This window comes from Castellaniella sp. (genome assembly GCF_034675845.1).
Taxonomy (GTDB): domain Bacteria; phylum Pseudomonadota; class Gammaproteobacteria; order Burkholderiales; family Burkholderiaceae_B; genus Castellaniella.
On record NZ_JAUCCU010000002.1, the window covers coordinates 704,675 to 721,389 of the forward strand.

A 16,715-nucleotide genomic window follows, 5' to 3' on the forward strand; every position below is an offset into this window, starting at 1 on the left:
CCTTGAAAGCTGCTTTGCTCAGAGGCCACCGACCGGGCGCACGCTGGCCTGGCCGTCAATGCCATCGACAAATTCGTCGGGCAAGCCGATGTAGAACACATGCGGCGCAGTGGCCATGCCAGGCTTGAGTACTTTGATGTCTGCGCTATGCTCCTTGAGCATTTGCGACGCACTGCTGTCCGGGTCATTGATATCGCCGATCACGCGGGCACCGCCTACGCAGCTCTCTACACAGGCTGGCAGCAGTCCGACATCAAGACGGTGCTCACAGAAGGTGCACTTGTCAGCGGTCTGGGTCTCGTGGTTGATGAAGCGCGCATCGTATGGGCAAGCCTGCACACAATAGCCGCAGCCCACGCAACGATCGCTGTCGACCAGCACAATACCGTCCTCACGCTGAAACGTTGCCTGCACCGGGCATACGGGCACGCAGGGCGGCTCGTCGCAGTGATTGCACAGACGCGGCAGGCTGAGCATGGCAGGAAGCTCGGTGGGGCCGCGATCAACCTCATACTGCAGCACGGTGGTGCGGAACTGCCCGATGGGGGGCAAATTCTCCATGGAACAGCTCACAGTACAGGCTTGGCAGCCTATGCATTTACGCAGATCCACCACCATGGCGTAGCGCTTGCCCGCAATGCCTGGGCGGCGAGGTGGCTGTGCCCCCATGCCTAAATGCGGGACTGGAGCCGCTGTGGCAGCCGCCACGGGCAGGGTCGTGGCGGCGATGGTCAAGCCGATAAGATCCTGCAAAAACCCCCGTTTGCTGGGGGTGGTTAGGTCACCCTTCGGGGTGGTGTGCATAGCGGCGCTCCTTGGCTCGTATTGATGATTTGCGACAATGTCTCTGGTCTGCTGTGGATCAAAGACCCTATAAGCAAAGGTGTTATTGGATCTTAACGACCTAGGGAATACCCGTATTGATTCAAATAAAGGGACGTCATGCTGCATGAGGGCGACGCACTGCTGGGATCGCGCAATAATTAAGGTACGATTACTGGTTATGCTGTTATTTAAAGAATTCGGCCATGGAAATTAAAGTTAACTTTCTCGACAAGCTTCGCCTCGAAGCCAAGTTCGATGACTTCACGATCGTGGCCGACCAGCCCATCCGTTATAAGGGTGATGGTTCCGCGCCTGGTCCTTTTGATTATTTTCTGGCCTCGTCAGCTTTGTGTGCGGCTTACTTTGTGAAGCTGTATTGCACGACGCGCAATATTCCGACCGAAAACATCCGTCTGTCGCAAAATAATATTGTTGATCCAGAAAACAGATATCAGCAGACATTCAAGATCCAGGTCGAACTGCCATCCGATATATTGGAAGCAGATCGTCGAGGGATTTTGCGTTCCATCGAGCGTTGTACGGTCAAGAAGGTCGTGCAAACCGGGCCTCAGTTTGTCATTGAGGAAGTAGAGAGCCTGGATGCCGATGCCCAATCCTTGCTGACCCTGAATCCGGATGCTGGCGCCAGAACCTGTATTACAGGCAAGGATCTGCCACTGGAACAAACCATTGCCAATATGTCGGGGCTTTTAGCGGACTTGGGCATCAAGATTGAAATTGCTTCGTGGCGCAACATCGTTCCCAATGTGTGGTCGCTGCACATCCGTGATGCACATTCGCCCATGTGCTTTACCAACGGCAAAGGCGCGACCAAAGAAAGCGCATTGGCGTCGGCGCTGGGTGAATACATTGAAAGATTGAGCTGCAATCAGTTCTATACCGATGCATTTTTTGGGGAAGACATCGCCAATGCGGCGTTTGTCCATTACCCCAATGAGCGCTGGTTCCAGCCTGGCCCTGAAGATGAATTACCGGCTGAAATTCTGGATGCGTACTGCCTGAGAATCTACAATCCGGATGACGAACTGTATAGCTCGCATTTGGTGGATACCAATTCTGGCAATATAGAACGCGGCATCTGCACGCTGCCATACGTGCGGCAGTCAGATGGCGAGATCGTATATTTCCCGGTCAACTTGATTGAAAACCTTTATGCCACCAATGGCATGAGTGCCGGCAACACGCTGGCCGAGGCGCAGGTGCAATGCCTGTCGGAAATTCTGGAACGGGCGGTAAAGCGCGAAATTCTGGAAGGTGAAATTGCCTTGCCGGATGTGCCGCACGCAGTGTTGGAAAAATATCCCGATATTTTGGCCGGTATTCAGGGCTTGGAAGAACAAGGCTTTCCGGTGCTGGTCAAGGATGCATCATTGGGTGGCGTGTATCCATTGATGTGCGTGACATTGATGAATCCGCGCACAGGCGGCGTATTTGCTTCGTTTGGCGCCCACCCAAACTTCAAGATAGCACTGGAACGCAGCCTGACGGAACTGCTGCAGGGGCGCAGTTTTGAAGGCATGAACGACCTGCCTCAGCCTACTTTTTCCAGCGACACCGTGACTGACGCCAATAATTTTGTTGAGCATTTTATTGATTCCAGCGGCATTGTGTCGTGGCGGTTTTTCAGTGCCAAAGCAAATTACGAATTCGTTGAGTGGGATTTTTCCAGGCAAGGCGAAAACGCCAATGCCGAGGAAGCCGCCATGTTGCTCGGTATTCTCGACGGCATGGGCAAAGAAGTCTACATGGCGGTATATGAACAATTGGGTGCCATCGCTTGCCGGATTTTAGTGCCCGGCTATTCAGAAGTTTATCCAGTGGATGATCTGGTCTGGGATAACACCAATAAGGCGCAGTTGTTCCGCGCCGATATCCTGGACTTGCATCGCCTGGACGATGCCAGCCTGACTACACTGCTGGATCGGCTGGAGAGCAATGATCTGGATGATTATTCCGATATCGCCACCTTGATCGGCATTGATTTTGATGAAAATACGGATTGGGGGCAGCTAACAGTTCTTGAATTGAAGTTGTTGATCAATCTTGCCCTGCAAAAATTCGAAGCCGCGCAAGAACTGGTCGGCGCCTTCCTGCAGTACAACGACAATACCGTTGAACGCGGGCTGTTTTACCAGGCCTTGAATGTGGTGCTGGAAGCCATGCTTGATGATGATCTGGAACTGGACGACTACGTGGTCAACTTCCGTCGGATGTTTGGGGATGCCCGAATGGATGCCGTCCTGGGGTCAGTCGACGGCAGCGTGCGCTTCTTTGGGCTGACGCCAACCAGCATGAAACTGGAAGGCCTGGACAGGCACCACCGGTTGCTGGATAGCTACAGGAAACTGCACAAGGCGCGGGCTGCATGGGGAAGTAAAGCCTAGTCCAAAGCAGGCAACTTGATCGTAACCGTCAAGCCGGTTTTGGTCTGCGGATTGCTAAAGCCCAGCAGGATGCTGGCGCCCAGCCGTCCTGCGATGGCCTGGACAATGGCCAACCCCAGGCCGGAACCCTGCTGATCGCTGCCCAGAATGCGATAGAACGGATCGAAAATACGTGCTTGTTCTGCGCTGGGAATGCCCGGCCCTGTGTCTGCAATCCGGATCAAGGTCGCTTGCGGGCTGATCTCGATGGACAGATCCACCCGGCCATCCCTTGGTGTATAGCGGATGGCATTGTCCACCAGATTTTTGACCATGATGAAAAGATCCAGTTCGCTGATCAACACGGAAGCGTCGGGGCCGTCCAGCACCCCGATGTCTATCTGCTTGGCCTTGGCCAGCGGCATCAGGTTTTCCAGGACGGCGCGGTAGATGTGCCGGATGGAAACTGCACCAGGTGGCAGCTCCGGGGGGGCTTGGGCCTTGGACAGGCTAAGCAGCTGATTCAATAAGTCGCGTCCGCGGGTGATTCCATTTTCCAGAATATGCAGCTGTTCCTGGGCAGTGTCCGACATCGGCATGTGCCTCAGGCGTTCGGCTTGCAGGGACAGGGCGGTCATGGGGGATCTTAATTCGTGCGCGGCATCGGCCACAAAGCGTCGTTGGATATTGACAGATTCATTGACCCGGGCCAGCAGCCGGTTCATGGCCAGAATGAAGGGGCGCACTTCTGAGGGAATATTGTTGTCCTGTATGGGGCGCAGGTCATTTTCTGCGCGGGCGTCTATGTGGTGTGCAAGCGCGGTAATCGGCCTGAATATCTTGCGAATCAGCTGGGCAATGATGATGAGTAGTATCGGGATCAGGATCAAGAATGGCAGCAAGGTATTCAGCGCATTGAGGTAGGCGCTTTCATTGCGGGCCCTGACTTCCTGTGACACGGCGATCCTGTGCCCGCTGTGGGTCGTCTTGATGAATACGCGATAGGCTTCGCCGCCAGAATCGACCGTATGAAAGCCATCTGCCAGGGGTGTCGGCAGTGTCGGCATTCTGTGTTTGGCTGTCGAGTGCAGGGGGCCAACTGCACTCGACAGCATCTGGATGTGTATCCACGAATCTTCGTCCCAGTCTTCCAGTTCGATACCATCGGCGGGCAGCGTCCAATCGGGGTCGCTCTGGTTGATCAGGGCCGCGATCTGGAACAAAACGTCATCTTGCAGTTCCTGGGCCTGATGGAAGGCCGAGATGAAAGAAAAAATTCCTGCTGCCAATGCGATGGCCATTACCACGGCAGCCAATGAAAATGACAGGCGATATTGGACAGAGTCGTTCAATCGCTTTTTGAGACCATCCACCCAAGCCCCCTGACGTTCTCGATCATGTGATTGCCCAGTTTTTTGCGCAAAGCATAAATAATATATTCGATGGCATTGCTTTCCACTTCTTCTCCCCAGCCATAGAGATGGCCTTCCAGGTCGCTGCGCGACAGAATCGCCCCTGGACGCGCCAGCAACGCCCGCAGCAGGGCGAATTCCCGGGCCGTCAGGCGCGTGGACTCAGCGCCCGCAATGCTGGCTTCTCGGGTGACGGGGTCCAGCGAGATGATTCCGTTCGACAGGATTGGGGCTCCTTTGCCTTCCTTTCGGCGCAGCACGGCGCGCAATCGGGCCAGGAGCTCCGCCATGTCGAATGGCTTCATGATGTAGTCATCCGCGCCGCTGTCCAGCCCGCGCAGACGCTCGTCCAGCGCATCGCGTGCTGTCAGGATCAGAATCGGCACCTGTGCATCTCGAGCGCGGATCGTGCGCAGCACATCCTGTCCATCCATTCCCGGCAGGCCCAGGTCAAGCAGCACCGTGTCATAGTGCTGGATCTTTGCCGTGGTGATCGCGGTCAGGCCGTCCTTGACCCAATCCGTTGCATAGCTGGCTTCTTTCAAGGCATCCCGGACTGCTGCGCCTATCATGGGATCATCTTCAACCAGTAGTACTCTCAAGGTGGCTTCTCTCCGTCCGAAATGTCTGCAGCTCAGAACAGCGAAACATAGACATGCACCCAGCCTGCCCGTTGAGCGGCTTCGATCAGTTCGAAGACGGGCACAGCCAGAAAATAGGGCAGGGCGTCGCGAACGGTTCTCCAGATGCCTGGCAGATCAACGATCACGTGCTGTGGCGATTGCCACAGGGAAAATCGGGGGAAAAAGCGTGGGACTGTTTTGCAATAGGCATCAAAGTCCTTGCCGAAAGCCAGACTGAGCAGAATTTCTTCTTCCCTGACAATCCAGCGAAAAATCAGATAGGCGACCGCTGTGAAGCCGAGGCCGATGGTCAGGCTGCCAGTTTGCAGCCCGATGCCCAGGACGGCCAGCATCGAAAAAACATACAAAGGATTGCGGCTGATGGAGTAGGGGCCATCAGCGACGAGGTCGCTGCCTTTGCGGCCACCGACATACAGCATGCACGCCGCACGCCCGAGAACGGCCAGGAATATCAATGCCAGGCCCAGCCATTCCAGCCCCTGGTTCTGGATACTGGCCTCTGGCCACGCCGAGTCGATCCACAGCAAAGAGCACATGGCCATCGCGGCAAGCCAGCCCAGTGCGTGACGCCGCCGAACCTGAGCACGTGCCAGATGTTCCCAGCGGCTGTCGATGATTTTGTCTTCGATCCTATTGGCGCTTGAATCGAGGTAGTGTGCCGATATCTGGTCCATGCTTGAGTTTTTCCGATGTGTCGTAAAGCGTGAAGACTACATAAGAAAACTTAGGACAGACTGAGCGTCAACAGCTTGTTGCGGCCGGATAGTCGATATACCCCTGTTCTCCGCCGCCATAGAACGTGCGGCTGTTCCAGTCACTGAACGGAATACCTAGACGCAGGCGTTCGACCAGATCCGGGTTGCTGATGAATGGTTTGCCAAAGGCGATCAGGTCGGCTTCGCCGCTGGCGATGGTCTGGGCGGCCAAAGCCGCGTCATAGCCGTTGTTCACCATCCAGGCACCCTGGCCCCCGGCCACGCGATAGGCCTGCTTCAGCGCGGAATAGTCAAATGGCTGGTCGCCCTGCTGGTGGTCGCGGGCAGCCCCGGTCGATCCTTCGATAAGATGGATATATGCAATTGCGCGTTTTGCCAGGCCTTGGACCACGTGTTCAAACAGCGGCTGAGGTTGAGGGTCGTAGGCGTCATTGGCGGGGGTGACGGGGGATAGGCGAATGCCTGTGCGTGCAGTGCCAATTTCCGCTGAAATCGCATCGATGATCTCGAACAGAAAGCGTGCGCGGTTTTCAATACTGCCACCATAGGCATCGGTGCGATGGTTTGAATTGCTGCGCAGGAATTGATCGACCAGATAGCCGTTGGCCGCATGGATTTCCACCCCGTCAAAGCCTGCGGCCATGGCCGCCCGGGCGGCTTGTTGGTAGTCGTGGACGATCCCTGCGATTTCGTTGATCTCCAGTGCGCGCGGCATGGACGTGGGCATGAAGCGGCCATTGCCGTCATGGTCAATCAAATAGGTCTTGGCTTTGGCCTGGATGGCCGAGGGCGCGACGGGCGCCTGGTCATCGGGCTGCAGCGAGTGGTGCGAGACTCGGCCGACATGCCATAGCTGCACCACGATTTTTCCGCCCTGGGCATGTACTGCGTCGGTGACCGCCCGCCACCCGTTCAGCGCGTCCGCTGAATAAAGGCCGGGCACGTCGGCATAGCCTTGTCCTTGCTGAGAGATCGCCGTGGCTTCCGTGATCAGCAGCCCCGCGCTGGCGCGTTGCGTGTAATAGGTGGCAGCCATCGGGGGTGGCACCGCATTCGGAGAGCGATTGCGTGTCAGTGGCGCCATCACGATGCGGTTGGACAAACTCAGACCTGATAGGTCGAAGGGATCGAATAAGGTGCGCATGCTGGTCTCGGGTATAGGGGATATAACCTGACAGCTTAGCAGCAGCGGGCTATCGTGAGTACCGATCCAGGTCGGCCAGGGTGTCGCGTGCGTATCTCAGACGCCGGTCCAGGTCGCGGAGTTCATTGCGCAGGCGGCGCTGAACCTCTGGTTTCTTTTCTTTTTCCAGTTTGCGCTGCAATCGACTGGATTCGCTGTTCAGATTGTCAACTTGCCGCTGTGCTTCGTAAATGCGTTTGCCCTGGTGGTAAGCAGGCAGGAATTTTCCCTCTAGGTGGGCAGGGCAGGCGTTGCGATAGGATTGTCCGGCGCGGCCGACCGTAAAGGCATTGTCAGGGGTGCAGTATTCCAGCACCCCTTGGCTGTTCCCTGCCCTGTAACGCTCGATATCGGGTCTGACGCCTACATCGGCGCAGGCCTTTTGATGGTCGATCACACGCGCGACCGGATAACCCCTGCGGCCATCCCGGTAGCCTTGATCGTACCAGTCGGCAGTCAGGCACTCTTGTTCGGACATAGAGGCGCAACCTGACAGGATCAGAATCGTCAACATGCCCAGACCGAAGGCCCAGGTCCGATATAAACCAGAACGTGTTTGTTTGAGCAGGTTCATCGGTACGGAGCCTTCCGAGATGGTATGGCCCGTATGTTATAGGAAATCAGGAGGCGTGGGACTCACCGATAAACGCTGTTGATGGGTGCTCAGTCTAGTTTGGTCAGTTGATAATGATCAGCCAGGGGACCAGTGATGCGGCTGCCATCGGTGGCCAGGCGCAAGATCCAGCCCTCGCCGACAAAATACTGGGCAGGCTCCGGATCGGGCAGGGTGATCGTATCGCCCGCAGGGTTCCAGGTAAATGTGCCTGCCTGATTGAATACCTGGCCACCCTTGCCCACATAGCGGGTTTGCTGGTGGTAGCTGCGATCTTGCCTGAGCACTACCGTGGTTTCTATGCCCTCGCAATCGGCGCAAGGCAACAGGCCGCGATAGGTGCCGGCCCAGTCCAGGGCCTGGCGGGCGCTATGGTCGCTGTTGATGGCCGAAGTGGACGTCGGCAGGCTGGTGCATCCAGCCAGAACAGCGGTGGCCAGGGCCAATATCAGTTTCTTTTTCATGAGCATCATGTTATCAGGGCACCGGCAGCCCGGCTGCCCGCATGCGGGCGTGGACGCCGGCCACGATCCGATCGCAGCGTTCGCCGGCGAAGGAAAATGCGTCGTGCACATGAGGGTCCAATTGATCCTTCAGGCTGTCTTGCAATAAGCGCCTGGCGCGCATATAACGCACCCTGACGGTGGCTTCGGGGATGTCCAGGATGGTGGCGACCTCGGCGGAAGGCATGTCTTCTACCCCGCGCAGCATGAAAACGGCCCGGTACAGATCGGGCAGGGCGTTGACATGGGTTTCGATCAGGCGTCGCATTTCTGCGCGCCAGGCCTGTTGATCGGGCTGTTGGCTGTCAGGCAACGTAGTGGCTGGGTTGCTGGGAGACATAGGATGGTTTGGGGTATCGGGCTCGTTATCTGCCAATTGGATGATGGCATCGTGGCTTTTGTTTCGTCGAAGGCGCATCAGGGCCTCGTTGACCACGATCCGCGTCAGCCAGGTTGAGGGGCGGGATTCGGCCCTGAATTCGCCTAAGTGCTGAAAAGCTTTCCACCAAGCGTCCTGAACGGCTTCCTCGGCATCCATGTCGTTGTGCAGAATGCTGCGTGCTGTGCGATATAAGCGCTGGTTATAGCGGCGCATCAGGCGGTCAAATGCGCTCAGATCCCCTGCGGCAATTTGCTGGAATATGTGTAGATCGTCGTCCAATGCGGTTTCCGCGATCGTATCCATTGCGGCTTTCTCCAGAAATCCTTTGCTGAATTGTAAGGCCTGACGGGCCAGTGCGGTATAGACCCGCTTTGACATCGATCCCATACAATCAGGGCTCATCTGACCGCCAGCCGTCAGGCCTTGGCCACATAACTTGATGGGCGCAGCCCACGAACGGAGTGAGCATGCTAGATAATTTTATGGATACAGTACGCACGCGTACCCAGCAGGCCATTGCGACAGGCGATTTACAGCCTATCGTGGCCGAGCAGGCCGACCTGCAGGATCAGGGCTTGCCGTTTGTCGTGCGCTGGGTGGCGGCGTTGGCCGCCAAGGATGCCGTCAAACAGCCCGAGGACGCTGCTGAGAATGCATCTGGCCCAGCGGGCACGATCTTGCCGGGCGGCCCCCGAGACCCCAATTTCAATCCATTTCTGCGCCCTGATCCGGCGTTGACCGTGGGGCCCATCGGCGCGCATCACGTGGCAATTCTGAATAAATTCCCTGTCTGCCTGCATCACCTGGTGTTGGCCAGGCGCGACTTTGCCGAACAATTGTCCCCCCTGGAATTGATTGATTTCATCGCGCTGGCGCAAGTCCTGTCCCAATACGGTGGGTTGGGCTTTTATAACGGCGGAGCGGCGGCTGGTGCCAGCCAGCGGCATAAGCATGTGCAATGGATTCCGGCAGCACCCGGTAACGCCTCATTGAAGGCCCTGGTGCGTGGCTTGCCTGCCGTATCCGAGCAAGGCGCAGTCCTGCATCACCCTTTGCTGGCCTCGGTAGCACATTGCTTTATTCGGGTGGATGCGGGGCCAGGGGCTGCGCCACAGGCCAGCGCCGCCTCTATGCAGACTGCCTATGCTCAGGCTTGCGCGGTGTTGGGCCTGCGCCCGGATGCCCAGGGCCTGCTGCCCCCTTTTAATCTGTTGATCAGTGATGGCTGGATGTTGGCGGTGCCGCGCAGCCAAGAGCATTTTCAGGGGGTGTCCCTGAATGCTTTGTCCTTTGGCGGGACGCTCTATGTGCGTGACCCCGCCCAGATGGATGCCATTCGCGAGGCTGGCCCGCTGAACGTCCTCGCCAGCGTAGGGATGGCGCCCGGAAACGCCTATTGCTGACTCTGCTGCAGGGATATCCCGCATGTTTGTTATGTGTCTTAACAAAGTACGATGTCAGGCCAGACGGATTGATTCCACAAGATTTCGATCCGCGTCTTTCTAATAACGACCTGCTCACTGGAAGGGACAATTATGAAATTCATGAAACTAGCAGCAGTCAGTGCTGCCTTGATGCTGGCCAGCACGGGTGCTCAGGCGGGCGATACCTACAACACGGTCAAGCAACACGGCTATGTGCAGTGCGGTGTCAATGCCGGTCTGCCTGGGTTTGCGCTGGCCGACAGCAAGGGCGTCTGGAAAGGTCTGGATATCGACATGTGTCGCGCAGTAGGTGCCATGGTGTTTGGTGACGCCACCAAGACCAAATATGTTCCGCTGACCACACAACAGCGTTTTACGGCGCTGCAGTCCGGCGAGATCGATGTACTGACACGTAACTCGACGGCCACCATCACCCGCGACACCACATTGGGCCTGATGAGCACCGGCACCAACTTCTACGACGGCCAGGGCATCCTGGTGCGCAAGGACCTTGGCGTGAAAAGCGCCACCGAACTGGGTGGCGCAGCGGTGTGCGTGCTGGCGGGCACCACCACAGAGCTCAACCTTGCCGACTGGTTCCGGGCAAATAATCTTGAATTCAAGACCGTCGTCATCAATACCTCCGAAGAAGGTTTCCGCACCTTCGAGTCGGGTCGTTGCGATGCCGTCACCAGCGATAAATCCCAGTTGGCCAGCTTGCGGGCGTCTTCGGCCACGCCGGATAATTACATCATCCTGCCCGAGAACTTCTCCAAAGAGCCCCTGGGCCCCATGGTGCGCCAGGGTGATGACGAATGGTTCATGGTCATCCGCTGGGCACTCATGGCCATGCTGGAAGCCGAGGAATACGGCATTACTTCCCAGAACGTCGATGAAATGCTCAAGAGCGACAACCCCAACATCCAGCGCATTCTGGGGGTGTCCGGCGACATGGGCAAGGGCCTGGGCCTGGACAAGCGTTGGGCCTACAACATCATCAAACAAGTCGGCAACTACGGCGAATCCTTCGAACGCAACGTCGGCCAGGGCTCACCCCTGAAGCTTGATCGCGGCTTGAACGCCCAATGGAACAAGGGCGGCATCATGTACGGCTGGCCGATCCGTTAAGCCAGCGTTTTGCCTCTCAGGCCACCGGGGTCCCGGTGGCCTGAGCCCTCTTTTGCAAAATCGTCTGTCTGCTGAAAATCGCCTATGTCTGACACGCTTCATCGTGCGCCGAAGGCGCCGTCACGCCGTTGGTCCTGGAATGACCCATCCACCCGCGCCCTGATCTATCAGGTTCTCATTCTGGGCCTGGTGGCCCTTGGGGTGTGGTATCTGGTTTCCAACACGCTACACAATCTGGCTGTACGCAATATCTCCACCGGCTTTGGCTTTCTGGGTGAAGAAGCCGGTTTCGCCATCGGCGAATCCATGATTCCATATGCCCCGGCCGATACTTACGGCAGGGCGGTGATGGTGGGCTTGCTCAACACCCTTAAAGTCTCCGTCATCGGGGTGATTGTCTCCACCTTGTTCGGTACTTTGCTGGGCATCGGGCGGTTGTCAAAAAACTGGCTGATCTCCCGCTTGACAGGCCTCTACATCGAGGTCATGCGCAATATCCCCCTGCTGCTGCAGCTGTTTTTCTGGTATGCGCTGATCACCGAACTCATGCCGGGGCCGCGTCAGGCACTGACGCCTCTGCCCAATGTCTTTCTGTCCAACCGCGGGCTGAAACTTCCCTGGCTGACCGGCGATGCCATGGACTGGATCTTCGGTGGACTGGCGCTGGCCATCATCCTGATCGTGCTGCTGGCACACTGGGCGCGTCGCCGCCAGGACAACACGGGCGAGATTTTCCCACTGGGGCGTGCTGCCCTGGGTCTGCTGGTGTTGATGCCTGTTCTGGGCTGGCTGATCAGCGGCGGTTCACTGGAAATCGATCGCCCTGAACTCAAGGGCTTCAACTTCCAGGGCGGGCTGAATCTGTCACCGGAATTTGCCGCGCTTTTGCTGGGCCTGGTGATCTATACCTCCGCCTTTGTGGGCGAGGTCGTGCGTTCCGGCATCCAGGCGGTCAGCCAGGGCCAATGGGAAGCCGCTTCGTCAATCGGCTTGTCCCGGGCGCGCACGCTGCGGCTGGTGATTCTGCCCCAGGCCATGCGCGTCATCATTCCGCCCATGACCAGCCAATACCTGAACCTCACGAAAAACAGCTCATTGGCGGTGGCTATTGGCTATCCCGATATTGTGGCAGTCACCAATACCATCCTCAACCAGACCGGCCAGGCCATCGAAGGCATCATGATCATCATGGCGGCTTATCTGGTGGTCAGCCTCTCCATTTCTGTCTTCATGAATTGGTACAACAAGCGCATCGCGCTGGTGGAGCGATAAATGGCTGATACTTATACCGCAACGGCGGACCGCTTGCCGCCCCACCAGAATCAGGGCGTTGTCGGCTGGGTGCGTTCCCGCTTGTTTTACTCGCCGCTTAGTTCAGTCTTGACCTTGCTTACGCTCTGGGTTCTGGCGCTGGCTGTACCCGCACTGATCGACTATCTCTTTGTGCGACCAGACTTCGCCGCCACCACGCCCCAGCAATGCCAGGCTACCGGGGGATATTGCTGGGCCTTCGTGCGCGAAAAACACCGCCTGATCCTGTTTGGCATCTATCCCTACGACGAGCAGTGGCGCCCCTTGCTGGCTTCCTGCATCCTGGTGGGCACCATTGTGTGCAGCTGCATCCGCTGGTTCTGGAAACCTTTTCTGGGGGTGATGTGGTTGGTGGCGCTGGTGGCAGTCGGTGTACTGATGTGGGGTGGGGTCTTTGGCCTGTCCTATGTCGAAAATGCAAAGTGGGGTGGTTTGCCCGTCACCTTGATTCTGTCTACATTCGGGATTGCCTTTGCCTTTCCGTTCGGACTGTTGCTGGCCCTGGGGCGGCGCTCCGATATGCCGGGGGTCCGGGCCGTCTGCGTCGTCTACATCGAACTCATCCGCGGCGTGCCGCTGATCAGCTTGTTGTTCATGTCCTCGGTCATGCTGCCGTTGTTCCTGCCCGAAGGTTTCTCCATCGATAAGCTGCTGCGGGCGCAGATCGCCATCATTCTGTTTGCAGCGGCCTATATTGCCGAGACGGTGCGCGGTGGCCTGCAGGCCATGCCTAAAGGACAATACGAGGGGGCTGAGTCCCTGGGTCTCAGCTATTGGCAGAAAATGCGCAAGATCATCCTGCCGCAGGCCCTGAAGATCGTTATTCCACCGCTGGTTGGTATCTTCATCTCGCTGTTCAAGGACACTTCTCTGGTGGTGATCATTGGGCTGTTCGACCTGACCCAGGCGGCCAAGGTCGCGGTGTCTGATGCGATATGGCGCGGCTACAGCACCGAGGCCTATCTATTTATTGCCGTTATTTATTTCATTTTTTGTTTTTCAATCTCGCGCTATAGCCTGTCGCTGGAGCGGCAGCTGGATCAGTCCCAGCAGCGTTGAGATCGGGATTCGTTTCTTTTTGTTTTTTACCGCGCCAGTCGGTATTGTCTTTCAACCGACTGGCCCCAGGAGCCGCGACATATGTCGGAAGCCATCATCAGCCTGAAAAAAGTCAACAAGTGGTATGGGCAGTTTCATGTCCTGAAAGACCTCAATCTGGATGTCTCGTCCGGTGAGCGCATCGTCATCTGCGGGCCGTCTGGTTCAGGAAAATCCACCATGATCCGCTGCATCAATCGCCTGGAAGAACACCAGGAAGGCCAGATCATTGTGGATGGCACGGAACTCACCAACGATCTCAGGCAAATTGAAACCATCCGCCGCGACGTGGGCATGGTGTTCCAGCATTTTAATTTGTTCCCCCACATGACCGTGCTGGAAAATCTGACCCTGGGCCCCGTTTGGGTGCTGAAGCGCCCCAAGGCCGAGGCCGAGGCCACCGCCATGAAGTACCTCGAACGGGTGCAGATTCCCGATCAGGCAAAAAAATATCCTGGTCAGCTGTCGGGTGGGCAGCAGCAGCGCGTGGCCATCGCTCGATCCCTGTGCATGAATCCAAAAATCATGTTGTTCGACGAGCCGACTTCGGCGCTGGACCCGGAAATGGTCAAGGAAGTCCTGGACGTCATGGTGGAATTGGCCCAGGAAACCGGCATGACCATGCTGTGCGTGACCCACGAGATGGGTTTTGCCCGCAAGGTCGCAGACCGCGTGATTTTCATGGATCATGGCGAAATCATCGAGGAAAACACCCCCGATGAGTTCTTCGACCACCCCAAGAACGAACGGACCAAGCTTTTTCTGAGCCAGATCCTGAGCTAAGGGGGAACCACAGCGCCTGCGTGCCGCTCGACTTGTTCAGGGGGCGTTTAAGCGCTTGCTTGTCCATATCCGTGGACCAGTTTTTCAAATTGATCCACGGGTGTGGGCCTGCCAAACAGGTATCCCTGCCAGCTTAAACAGCCCTGGGCCTGCAAAAAACGGCGCTGGGCATCGGTTTCTACGCCTTCGGCAATGACCTGCAGCCCAAAGGCGTCCCCCAGACTGACAATCGTGCGGACCAGTGCCGCATCGCTGGCATCGCCCAGAGCGTCCTGTACGAAGCTCTGATCGATTTTCAATTCATCCAGTGGCAAACGCTTAAGATAGGCCAAGGAAGAATACCCTGTCCCAAAATCGTCCAGTGCAAATCTCAGCCCCTGGGCCTTGAGTTGCTGCATCTTGATCACCGTGGATTCGACATTCTGCAACAGCAGGCTTTCGGTAATTTCCAGCCCCAATAGTCTAGGATTGGCACCAGTTTGCTGCAGGACATCCAGGACCTGATCCACAAAGTCTTCCCGATAAAACTGCAGTGGGCTGATGTTGACCGATAAGGTCAGCTTGGCCAGCACAGGGTCTTGTTGCCATTGTGCCAATTGCAGGCAGGCGGCACGCAATATTTGGCCGCCCAGCGGGATGATCAAGCCCGTTTCTTCGGCCAGCGGAATGAACTGGGCCGGCGAAATCAGGCCCTGGCTTGGGTGCGGCCAACGCACCAGGACCTCGGCCCCCACGATCTGTCCGCTGCGCACCTGGGGTTGAAAATAAGGCTGCAACTGACCCTGTTCGATGGCGATCTGTAAATCGGCTTCCAGCTTTGCCCGTTTGCTGATACGGGCCTGGGTCTGGGTATCGTAAAAAGCCAGTGTATTGCGGCCATTGGCCTTGGCCTGATACATGGCCATGTCAACCTGCTGCAGCAAGGTCTCGGGGGTTTCGTCTTGGCCCTGAAAAACAGCCACCCCGATGCTGGCTGTGCCACGATAGCTTTGTCCGTCCAGTAAAATTGAAGCTGACCGCAGGATCAAGAGAATTTTTTGGCCCAGTTGACTGGCTTGTTGTGCGGCTTTATCGGGCGTTTGCTGGCTGGCGGCCATCACCAAGACAAAGGTATCGCCAGCGTAGCGCGCCAAAGTATCGTCAGGCTGCAGGCAAGCACGCAGTTGCTGTGCCACCTGGCGCAGCAACTGGTCTCCGCAGCTGTGTCCCCGGGCTTCATTCAAGGTTTTGAAACGATCCAATCCCAGCATGAGCACTGCACCGCATTGCTTGCTGCGTATGCCTTGGTGTAGCGTTTCGGCCAATCTCTCTTTCAGCAATCGGCGGTTGGCCAAGCCTGTGAGCGAATCATAATAGGCCAGGTAATTGATTTGCTCTTCAGCTGCTTTATAGCGGCTGAGGTCCTCGAAAATCGCAATTTCACCAGTGTCCAGCAAAATGCCCGAAATCGCCATGCTGCAAAACGTGCCATCTGCCCGGCGTATATTGTATTCGCTGCGTTCAATCAATCCACCCTGGGCAGCCGCCTGGGCGCGTAGCGTGCTCCAGCGGGTTTTTGCTTCATGGCGTTCGCTTGCGTCAGGAAAGGCCAAGCGCCACCAACTGCCTGGGTTGACCAGCTCTTTGCTGCTATAACCCGTCATATCCATGAAGTTGCGGTTATAAAAAACCCGTTGCGTCGCAGAGCCGGATTGCAGTATCCCCAACGGCAGATGATCCAGAATATTGCGTAGGTGGGCTTCACTGACACGCAAGGCGTCTTGCATCTGTCGCCGTTCGGTGATGTCCTGGATGACCCCAATATCGTATAGGCGCAATCCATCGTCTTGCTCGACGGGCGCAACGGTCAAATCTATCCAGACTGTTTGACCATCCTTACGAATTTGACGTTTTTCAATGTGGAAAGAGGCGCGTTTGCCCTGGCGTAGTTCGTCGCGCAGGGTTTGCGTCAGGCGGTTGTCGTCGTCCGGGCTGGATAGCTTGAAGACCAGCTGCCCGTTTAGTTCTTGCCTGGTATAGCCCAAAATATCAGCGTAACGTTGATTCACACGTTCGAAACGCCCGGTTTCCATATTCACCAAGGCAATGCCTACGGCGGCTTGGTTGAATATGGTTTGCAGGTGTTGATGGCTTTCTTTCAGGGCCAGATAGTCTGCTGGTATCCCGGCATGGGGCTTGGGGCGAGGCCTACGCAGCCACCGCAGCAAAAAATCAAGCATCACAGGCACCCAGGAAATCAGAAGATATAGATTCTATGCTAGATATGAGTGAAAGCTGGGGGAAGTTGCAGGGCGATTCGCGCATTTTCC

15 protein-coding genes are annotated in these 16,715 nt (G+C 56.8%); 6 read left to right on the forward strand and 9 right to left on the reverse strand.

The features are described 5' to 3' along the window. Positions 1-18: 18 nt before the first annotated feature. Positions 19-804: a sulfate reduction electron transfer complex DsrMKJOP subunit DsrO gene (gene dsrO, locus VDP81_RS14895; RefSeq protein WP_323012726.1), complete on the reverse strand. Its 786-nt coding sequence runs from the start codon at positions 802-804 to the stop codon at positions 19-21. 224 nt (positions 805-1,028) lie between these two features. Between dsrO and VDP81_RS14900 the strand changes: the two genes are divergently transcribed. Then, positions 1,029-3,230 carry an OsmC domain/YcaO domain-containing protein gene (locus VDP81_RS14900; protein ID WP_322995094.1) on the forward strand — a complete coding sequence of 734 codons (2,202 nt, stop codon included), beginning with the start codon at positions 1,029-1,031 and terminating at the stop codon, positions 3,228-3,230. Here VDP81_RS14900 and VDP81_RS14905 read toward each other — a convergent pair. The 7 genes from VDP81_RS14905 to VDP81_RS14935 form a co-directional block, all read right to left on the reverse strand. Further along, the gene (locus VDP81_RS14905; protein WP_323012727.1) at positions 3,227-4,510 is read right to left on the reverse strand and encodes a sensor histidine kinase; all 1,284 of its coding nucleotides are present in this window, start codon (positions 4,508-4,510) and stop codon (positions 3,227-3,229) included. The genes VDP81_RS14900 and VDP81_RS14905 overlap by 4 nt on opposite strands. Positions 4,511-4,557: 47 nt before the next feature. Beyond that, positions 4,558-5,223, reverse strand: coding sequence for a response regulator transcription factor (locus tag VDP81_RS14910; protein ID WP_322995092.1), 666 nt, complete (start codon positions 5,221-5,223; stop codon positions 4,558-4,560). Positions 5,224-5,255: 32 nt separating this feature from the next. After that, positions 5,256-5,939 (reverse strand): isoprenylcysteine carboxylmethyltransferase family protein, encoded by a 684-nt coding sequence (locus VDP81_RS14915; RefSeq protein WP_323012728.1) that lies wholly within the window; start codon positions 5,937-5,939, stop codon positions 5,256-5,258. 67 nt (positions 5,940-6,006) lie between these two features. After that, positions 6,007-7,125 carry an alkene reductase gene (locus VDP81_RS14920; RefSeq protein WP_323012729.1) on the reverse strand — a complete coding sequence of 373 codons (1,119 nt, stop codon included), beginning with the start codon at positions 7,123-7,125 and terminating at the stop codon, positions 6,007-6,009. A 49-nt stretch (positions 7,126-7,174) separates the two neighbouring features. Continuing rightward, positions 7,175-7,738, reverse strand: coding sequence for a DUF2799 domain-containing protein (locus VDP81_RS14925; RefSeq protein ID WP_322995089.1), 564 nt, complete (start codon positions 7,736-7,738; stop codon positions 7,175-7,177). 89 nt (positions 7,739-7,827) lie between these two features. Then, positions 7,828-8,241, reverse strand: a complete 414-nt coding sequence (locus tag VDP81_RS14930; RefSeq protein WP_323012730.1) for a copper resistance protein NlpE — start codon at positions 8,239-8,241, stop codon at positions 7,828-7,830. 13 nt (positions 8,242-8,254) lie between these two features. Continuing rightward, positions 8,255-8,965, reverse strand: coding sequence for an RNA polymerase sigma factor (locus VDP81_RS14935; RefSeq protein ID WP_322995086.1), 711 nt, complete (start codon positions 8,963-8,965; stop codon positions 8,255-8,257). Positions 8,966-9,129: 164 nt separating this feature from the next. On the opposite strand from VDP81_RS14935, the gene VDP81_RS14940 reads away from it, so the two are divergent. From VDP81_RS14940 to VDP81_RS14960, 5 genes are all read left to right on the forward strand, one after another. Further along, positions 9,130-10,065, forward strand: a complete 936-nt coding sequence (locus tag VDP81_RS14940; protein WP_323012731.1) for a phosphorylase — start codon at positions 9,130-9,132, stop codon at positions 10,063-10,065. A gap of 132 nt (positions 10,066-10,197) precedes the next feature. Further along, positions 10,198-11,214, forward strand: a complete 1,017-nt coding sequence (locus VDP81_RS14945; RefSeq protein WP_322995084.1) for an amino acid ABC transporter substrate-binding protein — start codon at positions 10,198-10,200, stop codon at positions 11,212-11,214. A gap of 84 nt (positions 11,215-11,298) precedes the next feature. Next, positions 11,299-12,486 carry an amino acid ABC transporter permease gene (locus VDP81_RS14950; RefSeq protein ID WP_323012732.1) on the forward strand — a complete coding sequence of 396 codons (1,188 nt, stop codon included), beginning with the start codon at positions 11,299-11,301 and terminating at the stop codon, positions 12,484-12,486. Beyond that, on the forward strand, positions 12,487-13,584 hold the full coding sequence (locus VDP81_RS14955; RefSeq protein WP_322995082.1) for an amino acid ABC transporter permease: 1,098 nt from the start codon (positions 12,487-12,489) through the stop codon (positions 13,582-13,584). Positions 13,585-13,665: 81 nt separating this feature from the next. Continuing rightward, entirely contained in the window at positions 13,666-14,406 is a 741-nt protein-coding gene (locus VDP81_RS14960) for an amino acid ABC transporter ATP-binding protein (protein WP_322995081.1), read from the forward strand. 47 nt (positions 14,407-14,453) lie between these two features. Here the strand turns inward: VDP81_RS14960 and VDP81_RS14965 are convergent, their stop codons facing one another. Further along, the gene (locus VDP81_RS14965; RefSeq protein ID WP_322995080.1) at positions 14,454-16,625 is read right to left on the reverse strand and encodes a putative bifunctional diguanylate cyclase/phosphodiesterase; all 2,172 of its coding nucleotides are present in this window, start codon (positions 16,623-16,625) and stop codon (positions 14,454-14,456) included. Between the last annotated feature and the right edge of the window lie 90 nt (positions 16,626-16,715).